The organism is Acinetobacter sp. GW821-FHT01C12, assembly GCF_059422625.1.
Genome location: NZ_JBWKXD010000003.1, coordinates 122695 through 140589 on the forward strand (window position 1 = coordinate 122695; position 17895 = coordinate 140589).

Below are 17895 nucleotides of genomic sequence, written 5' to 3' on the forward strand. Positions count from 1 at the left end.
AATCTTTAAAAATTGAAAAAGCATTGCATGTGGTTAAGATAAATAAGCCACCAGTAGCTGAAAATATTGCGACAATTGAACCAGTGGTAGAGAAATTTGAAAAAGAAAATATTCAAACTACTCAACCTAATGATAAAAATATTGAAATAAAAGTTAAGCCATATAAAGAGCCAACAGTATATGTGTCACCACCTATAGGTGAATATCAATCTTGGAATAGAATATCATATCATGATAAAGTCGATTCAGAAGAAGATACTGTTGATATAGAACTGGATAGCCAACTACCTGAATATAGTGGTTATCGTTATAGCCTTGAATACAAAGATAGATTTGGAATATTAACTAATCGTGGCATAGCTATTACAGCTGTACACAAACATTATGGCAATAATCGCTGGTACTTTTTAGCAGATACAAATGCAGGTGAGCGGACTTTTAAATCTCAACGTGTTGTTCGTTTAAAAGATCAATGGTTTGGCAAGACTTATAATACAGCAAAAGAAATAAGAGAACATATTTTATCTGAATATGATGTCATTGAAGATTTTGATAACTAAAGTAGTTTATATATTATGAGTCAAGTAACAGATTACAATCAACTTTTGACCAATTTAGGGTTTTCTGAAGAGTTTAAGTCAATTGTTGTAATTGTATTTTCAACTTTACTTTTATTAACAATGACGATGACAGTACTGGAAAAGTCAGGTCTTCTAAGTTTGTTAAGTAAAATTTTTAAAAGACCTAACCCTACAGAGCATGAAATAAAGTCACTTGATGAGTTAATGAAATTAGAGAAAATTAAAGATAGTGATGCTAAGAAATACCCGTACTATAATATCTCTTTTATTTTGAAAGAGATTGCACTCCTTAATAATTATTTTAAGTCTAATTTAAATGATTTACATACTTTAAAGTACATGTTTTCACGACAAGATAATAAACGAGCTTGTAGGTTATATTCACCCAGCATAACTCCTTTGTTTGTAAAAAAAGTAAATGACTCATATGAGTTGAAAGGATGGGTAAATAATCGGTGCTTTATTTATATTCCTGCGGCTTTATGGTTAGCTGGCTATGTAAGTCTTGCTGTTTGGCTGCTATATGGCTTTATAGGAACTGAAGTTTTTAAGAAAGGACTGTGGATTGGTATCATTTTTTATATTCTGATTGTTTTTATAACATTGTTTATTGCATGGCTGTTCAGTTTTTTAATTTTACCACTTCAGGCTAAGTTATTTGTTGGATTAAAAAAAAGAGATATTTAATAAATTATTAAAGCTACCTAAGTAGCTTTTTCTTCAGCCAATTAAATAAAGAAAACCTGCTGCGCTGCTAATCAGACCAATCTATACATCTACGATAAAAGGAAAAATCCACATTATTTTAGATCCTTATGTATTTGCTAATTTAAATGTAATTGACCATGAGAATTTGTATTAATACCTATACTTTGATGTTTCAAATACTTTATTTCACTCATCAAACGTGTGCATTGATATTGATAATCCAACATCATGCAGAGAATGAGTAAAGAAATAATCATAAGAACACCAATTGCAATAAATCCGTAAATCATCGATAAGCTCTTTTGTTGTTTTCGTGATTAGTTTGACAAGTAATACATAAGGTTACTGCACCATACTTTTGACGTTCTGGTGGAATGTTATTACCACACTTTGATCGAGATGGAGTGCTGTAGTCTCTAGGTGTAACTAGACCTGTTCGAGTTGTCTTTATTGCGCTATATCAAGTATGTGTACCATTGTCATTCCTCGCTTGTTGATCATGTATAACTACTGTTTTTGGTATAAATGAGGTGAAAACTGTACCGCTTTGATGCTCAGGTGGAATGTGATTGCCATATTCTTCACATTCTGATTGTGAGTGTTCCTTCGATCCCTCTTTAATGACGCATTTTTATAATAAATATCAGTATGCGATAAATAGTACCTGATCATTTAACAATGACAGTTAAAATTTTTAATTTCAATCATTTAAAACTTAACCAAAGGTGTACATATTTCTTGCCTATAGGAAAATTAATTAGTTATAATTAAAAGTGTTTTAAATAATTTGAAAATATTTTATTTTTCCCGCTATTTTGAAAAATAACTAAATGATCTCAGTGCGGCTTATCCAGTAAAGAAGATTGGTTTTATTTAAGGAAAATCAAGGACACACCATGGAGATACAGAAATCATAATCGGAGTAAAATTATAATGAATCTAAGTATTATGATCATCATTGGTTTAATCGTGTATTCGATAGCAGCCATGACTTATGTATACCGTTGGCGAGGAAAAGCACGTTATGAGTCACTTTCACAATATTTAAGAAAAAGCTGGCCAATATTTGCACCATTTAATTGTGTTCTTTATATGACGACACGCAGCTTTGCAAAAAAGCCAATATTAGATGCTGATTTTTTGGAAAATATTGAAGTACTTAGAGCCAATTGGACAATTATTAGAGATGAGGCAATAGCATTAGTGTCATCGGGTGTGTTTGAAGTGATCAAGACACCTGGAGCAGACGGTTATTATGATGTTGGTTTTCGCACTTTTTACAAACGTGGTTGGAGTAAATTTTACTTAAAATGGTATGGAACAACGCATGTTTCTGCGCAAAGATTATGTCCCAAGACATTGGCATTACTTAATCAAGTCCCTGCTATTCGCGGTGCCATGTTTTCACTGTTACCAGCAGATTCTGAACTGAGTTTACACGCTGATCCTATTGGTAGTAGTTTTAGATACCATCTCGGTTTGCTGACACCTAACTCTGAAAATTGCCAAATTAATATTGATGGGCAAACCAGTACTTGGTTTGATGGTAAAGATTTTGTCTTTGATGAAACCTATCCACATTTTGCATATAACACAGCTAATTCAGCGCGTTTAATTCTGATGTGTGATGTTGATCGCCCAATGAACCTATTTGGACGAATTTTTAACAGTGCTTATCGTATCCTTGTTAAAGGTACAGTTGTTCCAAACACGCCTGAAGATAAAAGAGGGGTGTATAGTGCGATTTTTAAATTTTTTGCGCCATTTAGGCAGTATTCAATACAATTCCGTGAAAAGCATTTCAAGACGTATAAAACACTCAAATTCATTTTAAATTTAACGCTGCTATCTCTGATTTTTATGATCTTGTATGGCTTGGTTTATTTATTTGAAATGCTCTTTTTAATGAATTAAAAATAACGTATTTTCTCACTCATTTAAGGCATATTCTTGCTCTGATTGATGCCGAATTTTACTATTTTGTCTTTTGATCTTTGCTAGCTCTACCCCCATGCTTTTGGTTATGGGGGCCAATAGGTTGATATCTGATATATGAATTTGATCACTATGTTTTAAACCATTGGCTTTTATAAGATGCTTCGTTTTTTCTATTTAAATCATAAAAATATATAAAGCTGTAACTGACTACTTATGTTGAAAAAAATGTGAAATTTATCGAAACTTTCACCCCATTGTTTTTATTTGGTTGTATTGCTGTTATATTGTTTTATGTGAACATTTGTAAGTGCTCTTCCAAGGCTGTATTTTGCATTCTGTCTTAAGTTTTGATGTATTTGGAAGAAATTGATATTTAAAAGTGGGCGATTTAAATAATTAACGTGTTAACTGAAAGTGCAAATGAGGTAAACATGAAATTAGAATTCTTAGAAGCTCATCAGACCGAACAGCTCAGCGCTTGTCGACTTTCGCTGATTTTAGGGGTCTATACCTCAAATAATAAAATTGAACGCTATTTACGTGTAGCGCGTGCCGTTCTCAATGTAGAAAATGCTTTTTTTACTTTTCATAATGAACCTTATATTTGGGTTGCAAATGAAGACGGTGATTTCAAAGCCGCGTCAGTTCCGCATAAACTGAGTTTATCACCGTATTTTGGCAATCAGCTCATCGTTTCAGAAACCCATAAAAATTATGAAAAATTTTCACAATATATGGCTGAAATTGGAATAAAACACCAACGCTTATTGTGCTATGACTTTAAGTTAGAAGATGATGATTCTATTGCACATGTTTATTTTTATGATGATAAAGATACAAGATTTACAACTAAGCAGCAGGCTTTATTAGAAGAACTTAGCTCAGGTTTGGTGACGATTTTAGCGCGTAAATCTGAATCTCAAGATTACTATGAGTTATATGAACAAGAACGTGCTTTAAATTTTAGTAAGACCAAGTTTTTCCAAGTCATTGCACATGATTTACGTGCGCCGTTTCATGGGTTAATTGGCTTTTCGGATGTTTTAGCAAACGAACGAGAAACATTAACTGATGATGGTATACAGGATATTGCAGATTATCTGCATGATACCTTGCAATCAACTTATTCCCTACTTGAAAATTTGCTCAATTGGGCGATGGCAGAAGGTGGGCGTTTTGTTTATCATCCGATTAATTTTAAATTAAAACAGACCACAAAGATCGTTTACGATGTGCTTAAGCCTTTGGCAGTAAATAAAAATATACAACTGATTGAAAATGTTGCTGAGGATTTAAGCGTTTTTGCAGATATGAATATGGTGACCTCGGTCATTCAAAATCTGGTTTCAAATGCCTTAAAATTTACCCGTACTGATGGTTCTGGAAAAGTTTCCATTGTTGCGCACCCCGTAGGGAAAAATATAGAAATTATTATTCATGATACTGGTTTAGGAATGACGCAGTCGCAAATTGAGCAACTGTTTGAACCACAGATCAAAGCCAGTATAAAAGGCACCATTGGTGAACGAGGAACAGGTTTAGGGCTGGTTCTATGTAAACGATTTGTGGATCTCAATCATGGAAAAATCTCTGTAAGCTCTAAAACAGGTGAGGGAACGACTTTTATTGTTGCGTTACCCGCTGCAAAAAATACCCATCAAACTTTAGTTTGTCCTGAAATCAAGCAAGATAAAATAAAAATTTCATAATTCTATATTTGAATAATTTAGTTTGATTGTGAGTGATGGTTTTTTGAGCTTTGCTTTTTAAGAAAAGTACAAAAACCTCCCTAAACGTAAAGCAAACTGCTATAAATAAGTTGATAAAACATAAGTACAGGCTTTTCAATGAACATTGAGCAATTGCAAAAAACATTACATGCAAGTCAGTATGCAGAACAAGTATTAAGTCTACATCAAGCTACTTTAGAACATGATTATGCAATTGATCAATTTCAACAATCGCTCAGTACAGTTCAAATTCAACAACTTGTTTACGAGCATTTAGTCAATATTCAAGATGAAAATACGTGGATGAAAGTCTTACGTATTCTTCGTGCACGCTTAATGTTTCGCTGGATTTGGCAAGATGCCAACCAACTGACCAATGTGGTGAAATTGACACAAGAACTGTCTGATTTTGCAGATGCCTGTATCGTTGCAGCAAAAGATTTTGCCCGAATTCCTTTGCTGGCAAAACATGGCGAACCGATGGGGTATAACGGTAAGATTCAAGATTTGATCGTCATTGGGATGGGCAAGCTTGGGGCACAAGAGCTGAACTTATCTAGTGATATTGACCTGATTTTTGCCTTTGATGAACAAGGTGAAAGCAATGGGCGTAAGTGTATTGATGTACAGCAATTTTGCATCTTGTGGGGGCAAAAACTGATTTATTTATTGGATCATATTACCGCAGATGGTTTTGTATTCCGTGTGGATATGCGTTTACGTCCTTGGGGAGATGGTTCAGCATTGGCAATAAGTCATGTGGCTTTAGAAAAATATTTAAGTCAGCATGGGCGTGAATGGGAACGTTATGCATGGATTAAGGCACGTATTATCACGGGTGGGCAAGACGGTGATAGTTTATTGGACATGACCCGCCCATTCGTTTTTCGTAAATATGTAGATTACACCGCTTTTGAAGCCATGCGTGAAATGAAAGCCATGATTGAGCGAGAGGTGGCTCGGCGTAACATAGCAGACGATATTAAGCTGGGTGCTGGTGGTATTCGTGAAGTTGAATTTATTGTGCAGGTTTTTCAGCTGATTTATGGCGGAGCAAAATTAGAATTACAAGACCGTCAATGCCTTGTTAGCCTAAAACATTTGGGTGAGGCAGGCTTACTCGATCATCAATCCGTTGAGGATCTTGAAGATGCTTATTTATTCTTACGACGCGTAGAGCATGCTATTCAAGCCTTGAATGACCAGCAAACACAATCTTTACCAACCGAGCCTGAACTTCGTCAGCGAATAATTGATACCTTGGGTTTTGATGATTGGGATGCTTTTATTGATTTTCTCAACCAAAAGCGCAACAAAGTGACTTTTCAATTTGAGCATTTGATTAAAGAAAAAGGGCTAGATTCTCCGATTGAAAGTTTTAGTCAGCTGGAAAGCCAACTCAATGAGATCTTAGACAGTAATGCACAAAATCTGATTCATGAATTTTGGTATGGTCATGCAATCAAGAAACTGCCTGCTAAAGCTGTACAGCGTTTAAAAGAATTTTGGCCGCATTTGGTTGAGGCAGTGTTACAGTCGAATAGTCCACAAGTGGCTTTAATGCGATTGATGCCATTGGTTGAGTCTGTAATGCGCCGCACTGTGTATTTGGTGATGCTGATTGAAAGCAAAGGAGCGCTGCAACGTTTGGTCAAAATGGCGACAGTCAGTCCATGGATTTGTGAGGAATTGACACATTATCCAGTTCTGCTGGATGAGTTTTTATCCATGGATTTTGAGCTGCCTCGACGAGATTATTTGGAAGATTCGCTACGTCAGCAATTACTGCGTATTGAAATCGATCAAGTTGAAGATCAAATGCGAGTATTGCGTTTATTTAAAAAATCCAATGTGCTGACCGTTGCCGCAAGTGATGTACTGGCAGAAAGCCCATTGATGAAAGTTTCGGATGCTTTAACGGATATTGCAGAAGTTTCTGTGATCGCGACATTAAATTTGGCTTATCAGACGGTTGCTAAGCGTCATGGTTATCCTGTCGATGCAGAAGGCTTACGTTGTTCATTAGATCATATGGCCTATGCTGTGATTGGTTACGGCAAAGTAGGGGGTATTGAACTGGGCTATGGTTCAGACCTTGATCTGGTTTTTATTCATTATATGGATGAGCAAGCAGATACCGATGGTCAAAAGGCCATTAGCGGTTTTGAATTTGCCATGCGTGTTGCGCAAAAATTTATGTCTTTGATGACCACACAAACTTTAGATGGTCGAGTCTATGAAATTGATACTCGTTTGCGCCCCTCTGGTGAAGCAGGTTTATTGGTCACCAGTTTAAAAGCATTTGAACAGTACCAACTCAAAAGTGCCTGGTTGTGGGAACATCAAGCAATTGTTCGCGCACGCTCAATCGCAGGTGAGCAAAGCCTAAGAGCAAAATTTGAAGAATTGCGTTGCAGGGTTCTCACATTACCGAGAGAAGAAGAGACGGTTCGCAAAGAAGTCTTGAACATGCGTCAGAAGATGAAAGATCATTTGGGTTCCTCAAAAGATCAGAAAAAAGATGGAATTTTTCATCTAAAACAGGATGCAGGTGGTATCGTTGACATCGAATTTATGGCACAGTATGTCGTATTAGCCTGGAGTGGGACGAATCCTGATCTCGCCCATTATTCCGACAACGTACGAATCCTTGAAGATGCCGCAAAGGCAGGTTGCTTATCCAGCGACGATGTATCCGCATTGATTCAAGCTTATCTCAGTGAACGCGCCGAGAGCCACCGTTTGGCACTTGCAAATCATAATATGCAAGTGAGTGCTGCGGATTGGCACGATACCCGAGAGGTCGTTTGCAAGTTATGGCAAAGATTAATTGATCCAACAGCGAGTTTCGCTTTGGAAAGTGAATAATTGTGTAAAAATTTGGAGTGTGCGCCATGAATTTGGCTGATCGTGATGGTTTTATTTGGCAAGATGGACAAATGGTTGATTGGCGTGAAGCTAAAATTCATGTCTTAACTCATACATTACATTATAGTATGGGTGTTTTTGAGGGTGTCCGTGCTTATGAAACACCTAACGGTACTGCGATTTTCCGTCTCCAAGACCATACAAAACGTTTGTTAAATTCTGCAAAAATTTATCAAATGAAAGTTCCATTTGATCAAGCAACTCTTGAACAAGCTCAAATTGATGTTGTCCGTGAAAATAAATTGGCGTCATGCTATTTACGCCCAATTATTTTCATTGGTTCGGAAAAATTAGGTATCGCTGCAACTGATAATACCATTCATGCGACAGTTGCTGCATGGAGCTGGGGTGCTTACCTCGGCGATGAAGCAATGGCGAAAGGTATTCGTGTTAAAACCTCATCATTTACCCACCATCACCCTAACGTGACCATGTGTAAAGCCAAGGCTTCAGGTAACTATACTTTGTCTATTCTTGCACACCAAGAAGTGGCACATTCTGGTTATGATGAAGCAATGCTTATGGACCCTCAAGGGTATGTATGCCAAGGTTCAGGTGAAAATGTATTCTTAGTCAAAGATGGTGTATTACATACACCAGATATTGCTGGCGGTGCATTGGATGGGATTACGCGTCAAACGATTATCACCATTGCGAAAGATATGGGTATTGAAGTTGTTGAACGTCGTATTACCCGTGATGAATTCTATATTGGTGATGAAGCATTCTTTACTGGGACTGCTGCTGAAGTGACGCCGATCCGTGAATATGATGATCGTGAAATTGGTTCGGGCGCTCGTGGTCCGATTACTGAGAAGATTCAAAAAGCATTCTTTGATGCTGTTCAAGGTAAAGATCCAAAATATGCACATTGGTTGACTTATGTAAAATAAGTGGCTGAATGCTAAAAAGGATTCCTAGTGGAATCCTTTTTTTGTGCTTAAATTTGAGTGTTGAAAGAATTTAAAGAGTTGAAAGAAAAATTCAAATGCTAAAATTAAGCTTTAAACTGAACAATGCTATTGATTAAACCTGATAAAAGTCTCGATACCAATCTACGAATTGCTTAACACCATCTTCAACAGATACCAAAGGTTTGTATCCGACCATCTGTTCTAAAGCACTGCTATCCGCAAAAGTATCCTGCACATCGCCTGGTTGTAATGGAAGTAATTCTAAAATTGCTTCTTTGCCTAATGCTTTTTCAATAGCATGAATATATTCAATCAATTTTACTGGATTGTTATTGCCGATATTGAAAATACGGAAAGGCGCATAACTGGTCGATGGATCAGGATTTTTGCTGTCCCAATTTGGATCAGGTTGCGCAATTTGATCACTTGAACGAATCACACCTTCCACAATATCTGAAATAAAAGTGAAGTCACGGGTATGGTTGCCGTGATTGAAGACAGGGACAGGCTGATCTTCAATAATATTCTTGGTAAACTTAAACAAAGCCATGTCTGGACGGCCCCAAGGACCATAGACGGTAAAAAATCGTAAGCCTGTTGTCGGTAGGTTAAAGAGATGACTATAACTGTGCGCCATCAGTTCATTGGCACGTTTGGTTGCCGCATAGAACTGTAAGGGATGGTTAACGCCATGTTTTTCACTAAATGGCATGGTGGTATTTGCACCATAAACACTACTGGTACTGGCATAGGTTAAATGTGGTATTTTGGCATAACGACATGCTTCAATAATATTGGTAAAGCCAATTAAATTACTTTCGACATAGCTCAATGGGTTATCTAATGAGTATCGGATACCTGCTTGCGCAGCCAAATGAATTACCCGATCAAATTGATGATCTTGAAAACATTGATCAACAAGCGCCTTATCTGCAAGATTGGCATGAATAAAAGTGAATGTTTGCTGGGTTTGTGCCGCCGTATCTTTGAGAACCGCTAATCGGGCTTGTTTTAATGCGGGATCATAGTAATCATTCATATTGTCAAAGCCGACAACATCATCACCACGCTCTAAAAGTTTTTTTGCAACATTGAAGCCAATAAAACCTGCTGCACCTGTGACAAGGACTTTCATTCATCTGCTCCGAAAATATCTCGTGTATAGACTTTATCTAATACATCACTTAAGTCATTAGAAACCCGATTGGCAATAATCACGTCACTTTGCTGTTTAAATTGTTCTAAATCATTGACGACTTTGGACTTAAAGAACTCATCTTCTTGTAAAGTTGGTTCATAGACAATCACTTCAATTCCCTTAGCTTTGATGCGTTTCATCACACCTTGGATCGCCGACGCTCTAAAATTATCTGAACCACTTTTCATCACTAGGCGATAAATACCAACTTTATTGGGGTTACGTGCAATCACCGAATCTGCGATAAAGTCTTTACGCGTACTGTTTGAGTCAACAATAGCTTGAATCAAATTACTTGGAACGTGATTATAGTTAGCTAAAAGTTGTTTGGTGTCTTTGGGTAGGCAATAGCCACCATAACCAAATGACGGATTGTTATAGTGATTACCAATACGTTGATCTAGACAAACACCATCAATGATTTGATGAGTATCTAAGCCAAAAATTTGCGCATAGGTATCCAGTTCATTGAAATAGGCAACGCGCATAGCAAGATAGGTATTGGCAAATAACTTAATTGCTTCAGCTTCAGTTGCGTCGGTAAATAAAATAGGGCTGTCCTTTTTGATGGCGCCTTCGATCAATAAGTCAGCAAACAGTTTAGCGCGATCAGATTTTTCCCCAACAATAATACGGGAAGGGTACAAATTGTCATGCAATGCCTTTCCTTCACGTAAAAATTCTGGAGAAAAGATAATATTTTCAGTGTGGAGTTTTTCTTTTAAGCCCTTGGTAAAGCCGACAGGGACAGTTGATTTAATCACCATCACTGCATTGGGGTTGACCTCTAAGACTTGCTGAACCACGCTTTCGACACTTTGCGTATTAAAATAATTGGTTTTAGTGTCGTAATCCGTTGGGGTCGCAATAATCACAAAATCCGCATTGCGATAAGCGGCTTGGTAATTTGTCGTGGCTGTAAAATTTAATAATTTTTCTTTTAAAAATAATGAAATATCCGCATCTTGAATGGGCGATATTTTATTATTGAGCAAGTTAACCTTAGATTCTAAAATATCTACTGCAACAACTTCATGATGTTGTGCAAATATCATTGAATTGGATAAGCCAACGTAACCTGTTCCAGCGACTGCTATTTTCATAAAAACCTAATATAGAAAATGTGCTTGCAAAAGTTGTATTCAATTTCACAGAGCGTTCATTCAAAGATTGTTCAATAAAATATCGAACAATTAAAAAATGACTATGCTCAATGTAAATTGTTAGCGCATCATAGCATATTCTCGTGAAACAAATTGTTCAGCATATGCAATCGAATACAGTAACTTGGCGACGGTAATGGTATGATATGGGGATTGCTCAGGTGGAAGATTGATGCATGCAGGTCAATGAATCAAATTTACAGTCGAATTTAGTTGAATCAGAACAGAATATCGTTTTGTGTATGAAGTGGGGCAGCAAATATGGTGCTGATTATGTCAATCGCCTATATAACATGGTCAAACGACATACCACAATTGATTTCCAAATGGTGTGTTTGACTGACCGTACAGAAGGTATTAATCCAGAGGTTCAATGCTTTCCAATTCCGCCGTTAGCATTGCCTGAAGGAAGTCCTGAACGTGGATGGAATAAGTTATCAACTTTTGAACCTGACTTATATGGTTTAAAAGGCAATTTATTATTTTTAGATCTTGATGTGGTCATTGTAGACAACATTGATGACTTCTTTAGCTATCCGGGTGAATTCCTCATTATTCACGACTGGAAACGTCCTTGGCGTGTGACTGGCAATAGTTCAGTTTATCGTTTTAAGTTGGGTACTTTTCCTGACATCTTGCCTTATTTTCGTGAAAACTTTAAAGAAATTAGTCATAAATTTCGAAATGAACAAGAATATCTGTCTTGGTATGTCGACCAGCAGCAAAAACTCAGCTACTGGCCAAAAGATTGGTGTAAGAGTTATAAATACCATTGTTTGCAAAAGTTACCACTTGCTTATTTTAAGCCACCAGTCAAGCCACAAGATGCCAAAATTATTATTTTCCATGGGGAAATTAATCCACCTGATGCCGTGACTGGCGGTGGAGGTAAATGGTACCGCTATGTGTTGCCTTCAGACTGGATTAAAGACGCTTGGCAATAATTTTATTTAGATGATTAGAACATTTGAGAACAATATAGATGCAAAACCTTGATATCGTGATTGCTTGGGTCGATGGCAATGATGTTGAGTTAAAACGTAAACGTCAGCAATACCTCACAGGTGGTGATGCCTCAGATGCTGTGAGCGATACACGTTTTGCCAGTAATGATGAGATCTATTACAACATTGCATCTATATTGAAGTATGTGCCTTTTTGCCGTCATATTTTCATTGTTACAGATAATCAGCAGCCTGAATTTTTAAATGAATTTGTAGCGCAAGGTCTTTGTGATGCAAATAAAATTCGTGTTGTTGATCATCGTGAGATTTTTGCCGGTTATACGCAATTTCTACCCACGTTTAATACCCGGTCAATTGAAAGCATGTTATGGAATATCAACGGGCTTTCAGATTATTTTATCTACTTAAATGATGACTTCTTTTTTAATTCACCCGCTCAAATTGAAGATTTTCTTGAGAGCGATAAAATCGTCACCTATGGACACTGGAAAAGTTGCTTTAGTTACAAGACCAAGCTGAAATATCGTCAATTTTTAAATCGTAATTTTAATAAACCGATTCAACCCGGTCATGTGATAGCACAAATGCTGGGTGCTGATATTTTAGGATTTAAAGAATTTTTTGAAATCCATCATTATCCACACTGTGTCGATCGTAAAATTTTAAGTGAATACTTATTGCATCATCCAGACCTACTAGAAACACAGATTAAATATAAATTTAGAAGTGTCGAACAATTAAATCCGATTTCATTGATGAATCATTTAAAGATTCAAAAAAATGAAGCTGTTTTAAAGCCTGATTTAGCTTTGGCTTATTTGAAAAATGCTGAAAGCTTAGCTGCGTTTGTAGAAGCATTGAATCAAGACAATATTAAATATGGTTGTATCCAAAGTTTAGATCAACTGAATTCTGAGAATGCTGCACAGGTACGTCGTAAAATGATCGATAAATTATATGATTATTTGCCTAAATCAGTGATTTCAGCCAAAGCTTTATCGTAGGAAGCCAATCATGAAAGTTAAAACATATCTGATCAATTTAGATGGTAGTGATGAGCGGCTTGCTCGCGCAACAGAACAGTTACAGGCGGTAAACTGGGAGTTTGAGCGTTTTTCTGCTTATGATGGCCGCGGCAAAGAACTGTCATCTTTTCAGGATTATGATGATGCGTTGACGCAGCAAACTTTAGGAAGACGTTTACTCAATTCTGAACTGGGTTGTTATCTCAGTCATTATGGCTGCGCTCAGAAATTTTTAGCAAGTGATGCGGATTATCTTGTTGTCTTAGAAGATGATATGAAAATTACAGCTGATTTCAAACAATCTATAGATCAAGTTTTAGCTTATTTAGATCGCCATCAAGCGCTAGATTGGTATCTGGTGAATTTAGCGGCAAAGAAGAAAAAGCTAGCCAAAGATATTACTCAGTTAGGTGACTATTCATTGTGGCATGCTTATTATTTTCCTATTCGTGGTTTGGGCTTAATCTGGTCACGCAAAGGTGCTGAAGCGTTTATTGCGCAAGGCAAAACAATTGCCATGCCTGTTGATATCTTTTTCCAAACTTGGCTGAGTAAGAATGGAAAAGGATTGGGTGTTTGGCCTGCTTTTGTTCGTCCAGCAGGTCTAGATAGCGATATTTTAGGTACAGTTGCAACACAAGGAATATCTCGTAAAGAGAAAGAAAATCGTGATCACTCTTATGGTTTTAAGAAGCAAAAACGTATGTGGCGTGATCGGATGTATGCATTTAAACATCTTTATTTTTAATTGTATTAAGATGTAAGTGGATAATTGTTAGTTAAATATACTGTGTAAAATGTATTTTTATTGGGATTGCTTTAGGTAAACGTTGTGGATTTATTATATGAAAATTTTTAAAAAACTATTTTATTTAGCTAAATTTCATATGATGTACTATTACAAAATTAGACATACCAATAAAAAAATTGATAACTATGCAGGACAACTGGTTTTTAATCCTGTTGCTAGCTCTATCGAATTGCCAAAAAAAATATGGATATATTGGGAAGGTAATTTTCCCAAGTTTGTAGAGAAGTGTGTTCAAAATATTCAAGAAAAAAACCCGTCTTATCATGTATATGTACTTAATCCAGAAAATGTAAGTGAGTACAGCGATATAGATTTCTCCTTATTGAAGGATGCAACACCTCAACAAAAGGCTGATTTACTCAGATTTGATCTATTATACCAGCACGGTGGGATTTGGTTGGATGCCAGTATTATTGTTTATGATAATTTGGACTGGATTCCTGAACTGATGCAAAAAAATCAGACAGAATGTTTTTCTTATTATCGTAAAAAAAATACCATAAATATCGATTACCCTGTATTGGAAAATTGGCTATTGGCAAGTGTTAAAAATAATGTTTTCTTTAAACATTGGTATGATGAATTATATTTAGCAATTCAGCAAACGCCTAAAAGTTATGTACAAAATATTCGAAATACAGAAAAAAATAGCAAAGATTTTTTTCAAAGAATTAGTAATCTGGAATATTTAGTCGCCTATGTTGCATGTCAAAAAGTACTAAGACGATCTTTTCCAAGTATTACTTTGATTGATTGTGATGAAAATGCATTTTACTACCAAGTGAAAAATCGTTGGGTAAAAGAAAAGATTTTGATTGATATGGCAATTAATTATCCAGCGGAAGAATATCCTAAGTTAATAAAACTTGCGGGAAAAGAGCGTAATTATTTATGTCAATATTATGATAAAGGAATGTATTTTAAAGGCTCCTTTATTGATTTTTAACTTTAAAGTTTATTTAATCATGTTTGAAAACTAAGCTTTGATCTTATCTAGGAAATCAAAGCTTAGTTAGATTAGAATTTTCCCAACATAAAAATTAACTATTCCTGCTTAGATAAAAACTGTTTAAGTACTTTATATTTAGCTTGTTGGGTAAAGTACTCTTCAGAAGACAATGAACCAAAAACAGATAAATGGCGACCATCCAAAGAATAGGGAATACTTTCTTTTGCCATATGATTTGGTTTAAACAAATCAGTTTGTGTGAGCAATAACGTATTTGGATAGCGTTGGGTCATGTCTGTAATGAGGCGCGATGCGGTTTTTTGCTGTTTAGCTTTAACATTATCGAAATAACTATTAAGATTGAAATTTCGATGTAACCACAATGATCGTTTGTATAAAATGCTAATATTTGCGTCAAAAGCATAAGGTTCAGACATCACAATAACTTTCTTATGAGATTGATTGGCGAGTTTTAGCAAACTCTCAAAGCTCTGTTCTTGATGCTGTTGTACAATATCGGACCAGCGACCTGCAAAAATTAATGCATTATATTGATTTATATTGTTTTTTAAGTAGTCTCTGTTTAGCATACATTGCTGATAGGCAGTAGAATTTTTATCCCCGGTAAATTGTTTATCTGTACTTGGATAACACCAATTGGTAGTAATTGCGTGGATATTTAAGTTGAGTTCTTTCCCTAAATAATGCCAGAAGGGAATATTATGACCAGCAAAAGAATCACCGAATAAAAGCACGGGTTGAGCATCTGCTTGCTTCGATCCGATATGACATTCAAGTCCCTGTTGCCCCACCTTCAGACTATGATCATCTTTAATGTTATAAAAACACCAGCCATTGGAAACTTTTGGCATTTCTAACTTTTCATTGTGTTGTAAATACAGTGAATCTGCACGATTCTTTAAACCATCCTTATTGATGTATGAATAGAGCATAGACGAAGAGATAAGAATGATAAAGAATAGTAAATAACAGTAATATACCTTAATATTGACTAAATATTTTCTTGAACTTTCAATATATTTATAGCTTAACCAACCTAAAATAAAAGAAATTAGAATCGCTAAACTAATATTGACTAAATTTTTTTCAAAGAAAAAATATCCGAGTAAGAAGGCGACAGGCCAATGCCATAAATAAATGGAGTACGAAGCACTGCCTATATTTTGAATCAATTTAAATTTGGTAAAGATTGAATTTTGTTGGTTGGCAATAAGAATAAGCATCGTTCCAACCACAGGAACTAATGCATTATAGCTTGGCCATATTGTATCTTGACCAAATAGAAATAAACTTAGTGCAATACTTGCAAAACCAATAATTTCAAGACAATGCTTTATCGGTTGAGTAGGCGTATATGTTCTAAAATAGTAGTAAGCCAAGCCACCAGCAAGCAACTCCCAAGCACGAGAGGTGAGCTTAAAAAAGGCATAGATAGAATCTTTAGATGAGATATAAATAGAAAAGCTTAAAGATGAAATACATAATAAGATTAAAAATATCCCTAAGAATTTTTTATTTTGAATAATTTTAAAATATAAATAAACAAGAATAGGAAATAATATATAAAATTGCCATTCTACTGATAAAGACCAGGTATGAAGTAAGGCTTTATCATGAGAGCTTACAGCAAAATAATCGCCTGCTTGACGATAATATAGGTCATTGGATAAAAAACTTAGACTATATTTTGCATCTTTAGCAAATAGCTTGAAGTCTTCTGGGATGAAAAAAAACCATCCACAAATTGTCATGATTAAGACGACAAAGAAAAGTGCAGGAAAAATTCGTGTGATTCGTGCTAAATAAAAATTTATAAAAGAAAAGCTATTTTTTTCAAGGTTCTCAATAATAATCTTTGTCATTAGATAACCAGAAATGACAAAGAAAACATCGACGCCTAAGAATCCAGCAGAAAATCCTGAAACGCCGAAATGGAACAGAACAACAAGTATTACAGCATAGGCGCGAAGCCCGTTGATATCATCACGAAAAGTTTTGGTTTGCATATTGAAGACAAATTAAGAGCTAAGGTGAATCCAAAGCGTTATAAAAGCTTTGGATCTAATTTCTCAAAAGACTCTATCGCACTTTTCAGTGAAAGATTGTAAACTTTAATATTCTGCTTGTTTAAAAAGTGAGAGGCGGCCTCAAATGCTGGAAATATTTCAGTTAAATATTGGTCGAGCATCGTCGGTTGCTTATTGCTACTTTTTTCATAAAAACGTGGTTGATTAAAGTTATTCATATCTAAACCTGCCAAATAAATTTCTTCATAAGACAGAGAATAAATAATTTGTAAAGCGACATAGGATACTGTGAAATAATCAAAAATGGAGTCACGAATATGCAAGGAAAACCCTTTACCACCCTCTAGATAAAAATAGTCTTGATGGGGATCAATGGCGATACGTGGACCTAAAAATCGCTCAACGATTCCTTCAGTAATCGTTTCAATAATTTTGATCTGACATTTTATTTGGTCAGGACTGATTCTTCTTAGAATTATGTCAAGACAGCGATGGGTGGTGAAAAAAGTACATTGGCTTTGGAGTACTTTAAGCACTAAGTCAAAACGATTTTTAGTAAAATTGAAGTCAATAATGACATAATATTTAAAATGAACGTAGTCCAATGATATTGAACCATTAATTCCAATATAATCTATATCTTGTCTTTTAAAAACATCTTCGGGGCATTTCTGAACGGAAGGACCAGTTGCAACCAGCATGCTTTTTTTACAAGTGCGTGTTGGCATAGCGGAATTGTCAGCAATGAGCTTCTTACGAAAATACACCTGATCAATTCCACCAAGCTCATTTCTTTTGACAGAATAATAAGGCCAGTATTTGCGATTATGTCGATGTGTTTTAGGATGGCTATGTTTATAAATAAATTTATAGATATTTCTTAAAACAAAATTTGAAAAGAATAATTGAATCGATTTTGGTGTTTTATGGTTCATAT

General features: G+C 35.6%; 14 protein-coding genes. 10 read left to right on the top strand and 4 right to left on the bottom strand.

Annotation, left to right across the window (positions count from 1 at the left end):
- The first annotated feature begins 29 nt into the window (after positions 1 to 29).
- From AC07WY_RS09845 to AC07WY_RS09870, 6 genes are all read left to right on the top strand, one after another.
- Positions 30 to 560, top strand: a complete 531-nt coding sequence (locus AC07WY_RS09845) for a hypothetical protein (protein WP_419279880.1) — start codon at positions 30 to 32, stop codon at positions 558 to 560.
- A gap of 15 nt (positions 561 to 575) precedes the next feature.
- Positions 576 to 1268, top strand: coding sequence for a hypothetical protein (locus AC07WY_RS09850; RefSeq protein WP_419279878.1), 693 nt, complete (start codon positions 576 to 578; stop codon positions 1266 to 1268).
- Between the two features lie 954 nt (positions 1269 to 2222).
- Positions 2223 to 3203 carry an aspartyl/asparaginyl beta-hydroxylase domain-containing protein gene (locus tag AC07WY_RS09855; protein ID WP_494736290.1) on the top strand — a complete coding sequence of 327 codons (981 nt, stop codon included), beginning with the start codon at positions 2223 to 2225 and terminating at the stop codon, positions 3201 to 3203.
- Between the two features lie 455 nt (positions 3204 to 3658).
- On the top strand, positions 3659 to 4936 hold the full coding sequence (locus tag AC07WY_RS09860) for a sensor histidine kinase (protein ID WP_419335061.1): 1278 nt from the start codon (positions 3659 to 3661) through the stop codon (positions 4934 to 4936).
- A 138-nt stretch (positions 4937 to 5074) separates the two neighbouring features.
- Positions 5075 to 7825 carry a bifunctional [glutamate--ammonia ligase]-adenylyl-L-tyrosine phosphorylase/[glutamate--ammonia-ligase] adenylyltransferase gene (gene glnE / locus AC07WY_RS09865; protein ID WP_419335059.1) on the top strand — a complete coding sequence of 917 codons (2751 nt, stop codon included), beginning with the start codon at positions 5075 to 5077 and terminating at the stop codon, positions 7823 to 7825.
- A gap of 26 nt (positions 7826 to 7851) precedes the next feature.
- Entirely contained in the window at positions 7852 to 8778 is a 927-nt protein-coding gene (locus AC07WY_RS09870) for a branched-chain amino acid transaminase (RefSeq protein WP_004723137.1), read from the top strand.
- A 133-nt stretch (positions 8779 to 8911) separates the two neighbouring features.
- On the opposite strand, the gene AC07WY_RS09875 is transcribed toward AC07WY_RS09870, so the two are convergent.
- Both AC07WY_RS09875 and AC07WY_RS09880 read right to left on the bottom strand, forming a co-directional pair.
- Positions 8912 to 9934 (bottom strand): NAD-dependent epimerase, encoded by a 1023-nt coding sequence (locus tag AC07WY_RS09875; protein ID WP_419335057.1) that lies wholly within the window; start codon positions 9932 to 9934, stop codon positions 8912 to 8914.
- Complete coding sequence (locus AC07WY_RS09880; RefSeq protein WP_494736291.1) at positions 9931 to 11100, bottom strand: nucleotide sugar dehydrogenase; 1170 nt, start codon at positions 11098 to 11100, stop codon at positions 9931 to 9933. Before AC07WY_RS09880 ends, AC07WY_RS09875 begins: the two co-directional genes overlap by 4 nt.
- Before the next feature lie 236 nt (positions 11101 to 11336).
- Here AC07WY_RS09880 and AC07WY_RS09885 point away from each other — a divergent pair, with 236 nt between their 5' ends.
- From AC07WY_RS09885 to AC07WY_RS09900, 4 genes are all read left to right on the top strand, one after another.
- Positions 11337 to 12104, top strand: a complete 768-nt coding sequence (locus AC07WY_RS09885) for a hypothetical protein (RefSeq protein WP_004723130.1) — start codon at positions 11337 to 11339, stop codon at positions 12102 to 12104.
- Positions 12105 to 12142: 38 nt separating this feature from the next.
- Positions 12143 to 13129 carry a stealth family protein gene (locus AC07WY_RS09890; RefSeq protein ID WP_262085075.1) on the top strand — a complete coding sequence of 329 codons (987 nt, stop codon included), beginning with the start codon at positions 12143 to 12145 and terminating at the stop codon, positions 13127 to 13129.
- A 10-nt stretch (positions 13130 to 13139) separates the two neighbouring features.
- On the top strand, positions 13140 to 13898 hold the full coding sequence (locus AC07WY_RS09895) for a glycosyltransferase family 25 protein (protein ID WP_419335051.1): 759 nt from the start codon (positions 13140 to 13142) through the stop codon (positions 13896 to 13898).
- Between the two features lie 97 nt (positions 13899 to 13995).
- The gene (locus AC07WY_RS09900) at positions 13996 to 14907 is read left to right on the top strand and encodes a glycosyltransferase family 32 protein (protein WP_494736292.1); all 912 of its coding nucleotides are present in this window, start codon (positions 13996 to 13998) and stop codon (positions 14905 to 14907) included.
- A gap of 98 nt (positions 14908 to 15005) precedes the next feature.
- On the opposite strand, the gene AC07WY_RS09905 is transcribed toward AC07WY_RS09900, so the two are convergent.
- Both AC07WY_RS09905 and AC07WY_RS09910 read right to left on the bottom strand, forming a co-directional pair.
- Positions 15006 to 16937: an acyltransferase family protein gene (locus tag AC07WY_RS09905; protein WP_494736293.1), complete on the bottom strand. Its 1932-nt coding sequence runs from the start codon at positions 16935 to 16937 to the stop codon at positions 15006 to 15008.
- A 38-nt stretch (positions 16938 to 16975) separates the two neighbouring features.
- Positions 16976 to 17893, bottom strand: coding sequence for a WaaZ-like lipopolysaccharide core biosynthesis protein (locus tag AC07WY_RS09910; RefSeq protein ID WP_494736294.1), 918 nt, complete (start codon positions 17891 to 17893; stop codon positions 16976 to 16978).
- Between the last annotated feature and the right edge of the window lie 2 nt (positions 17894 to 17895).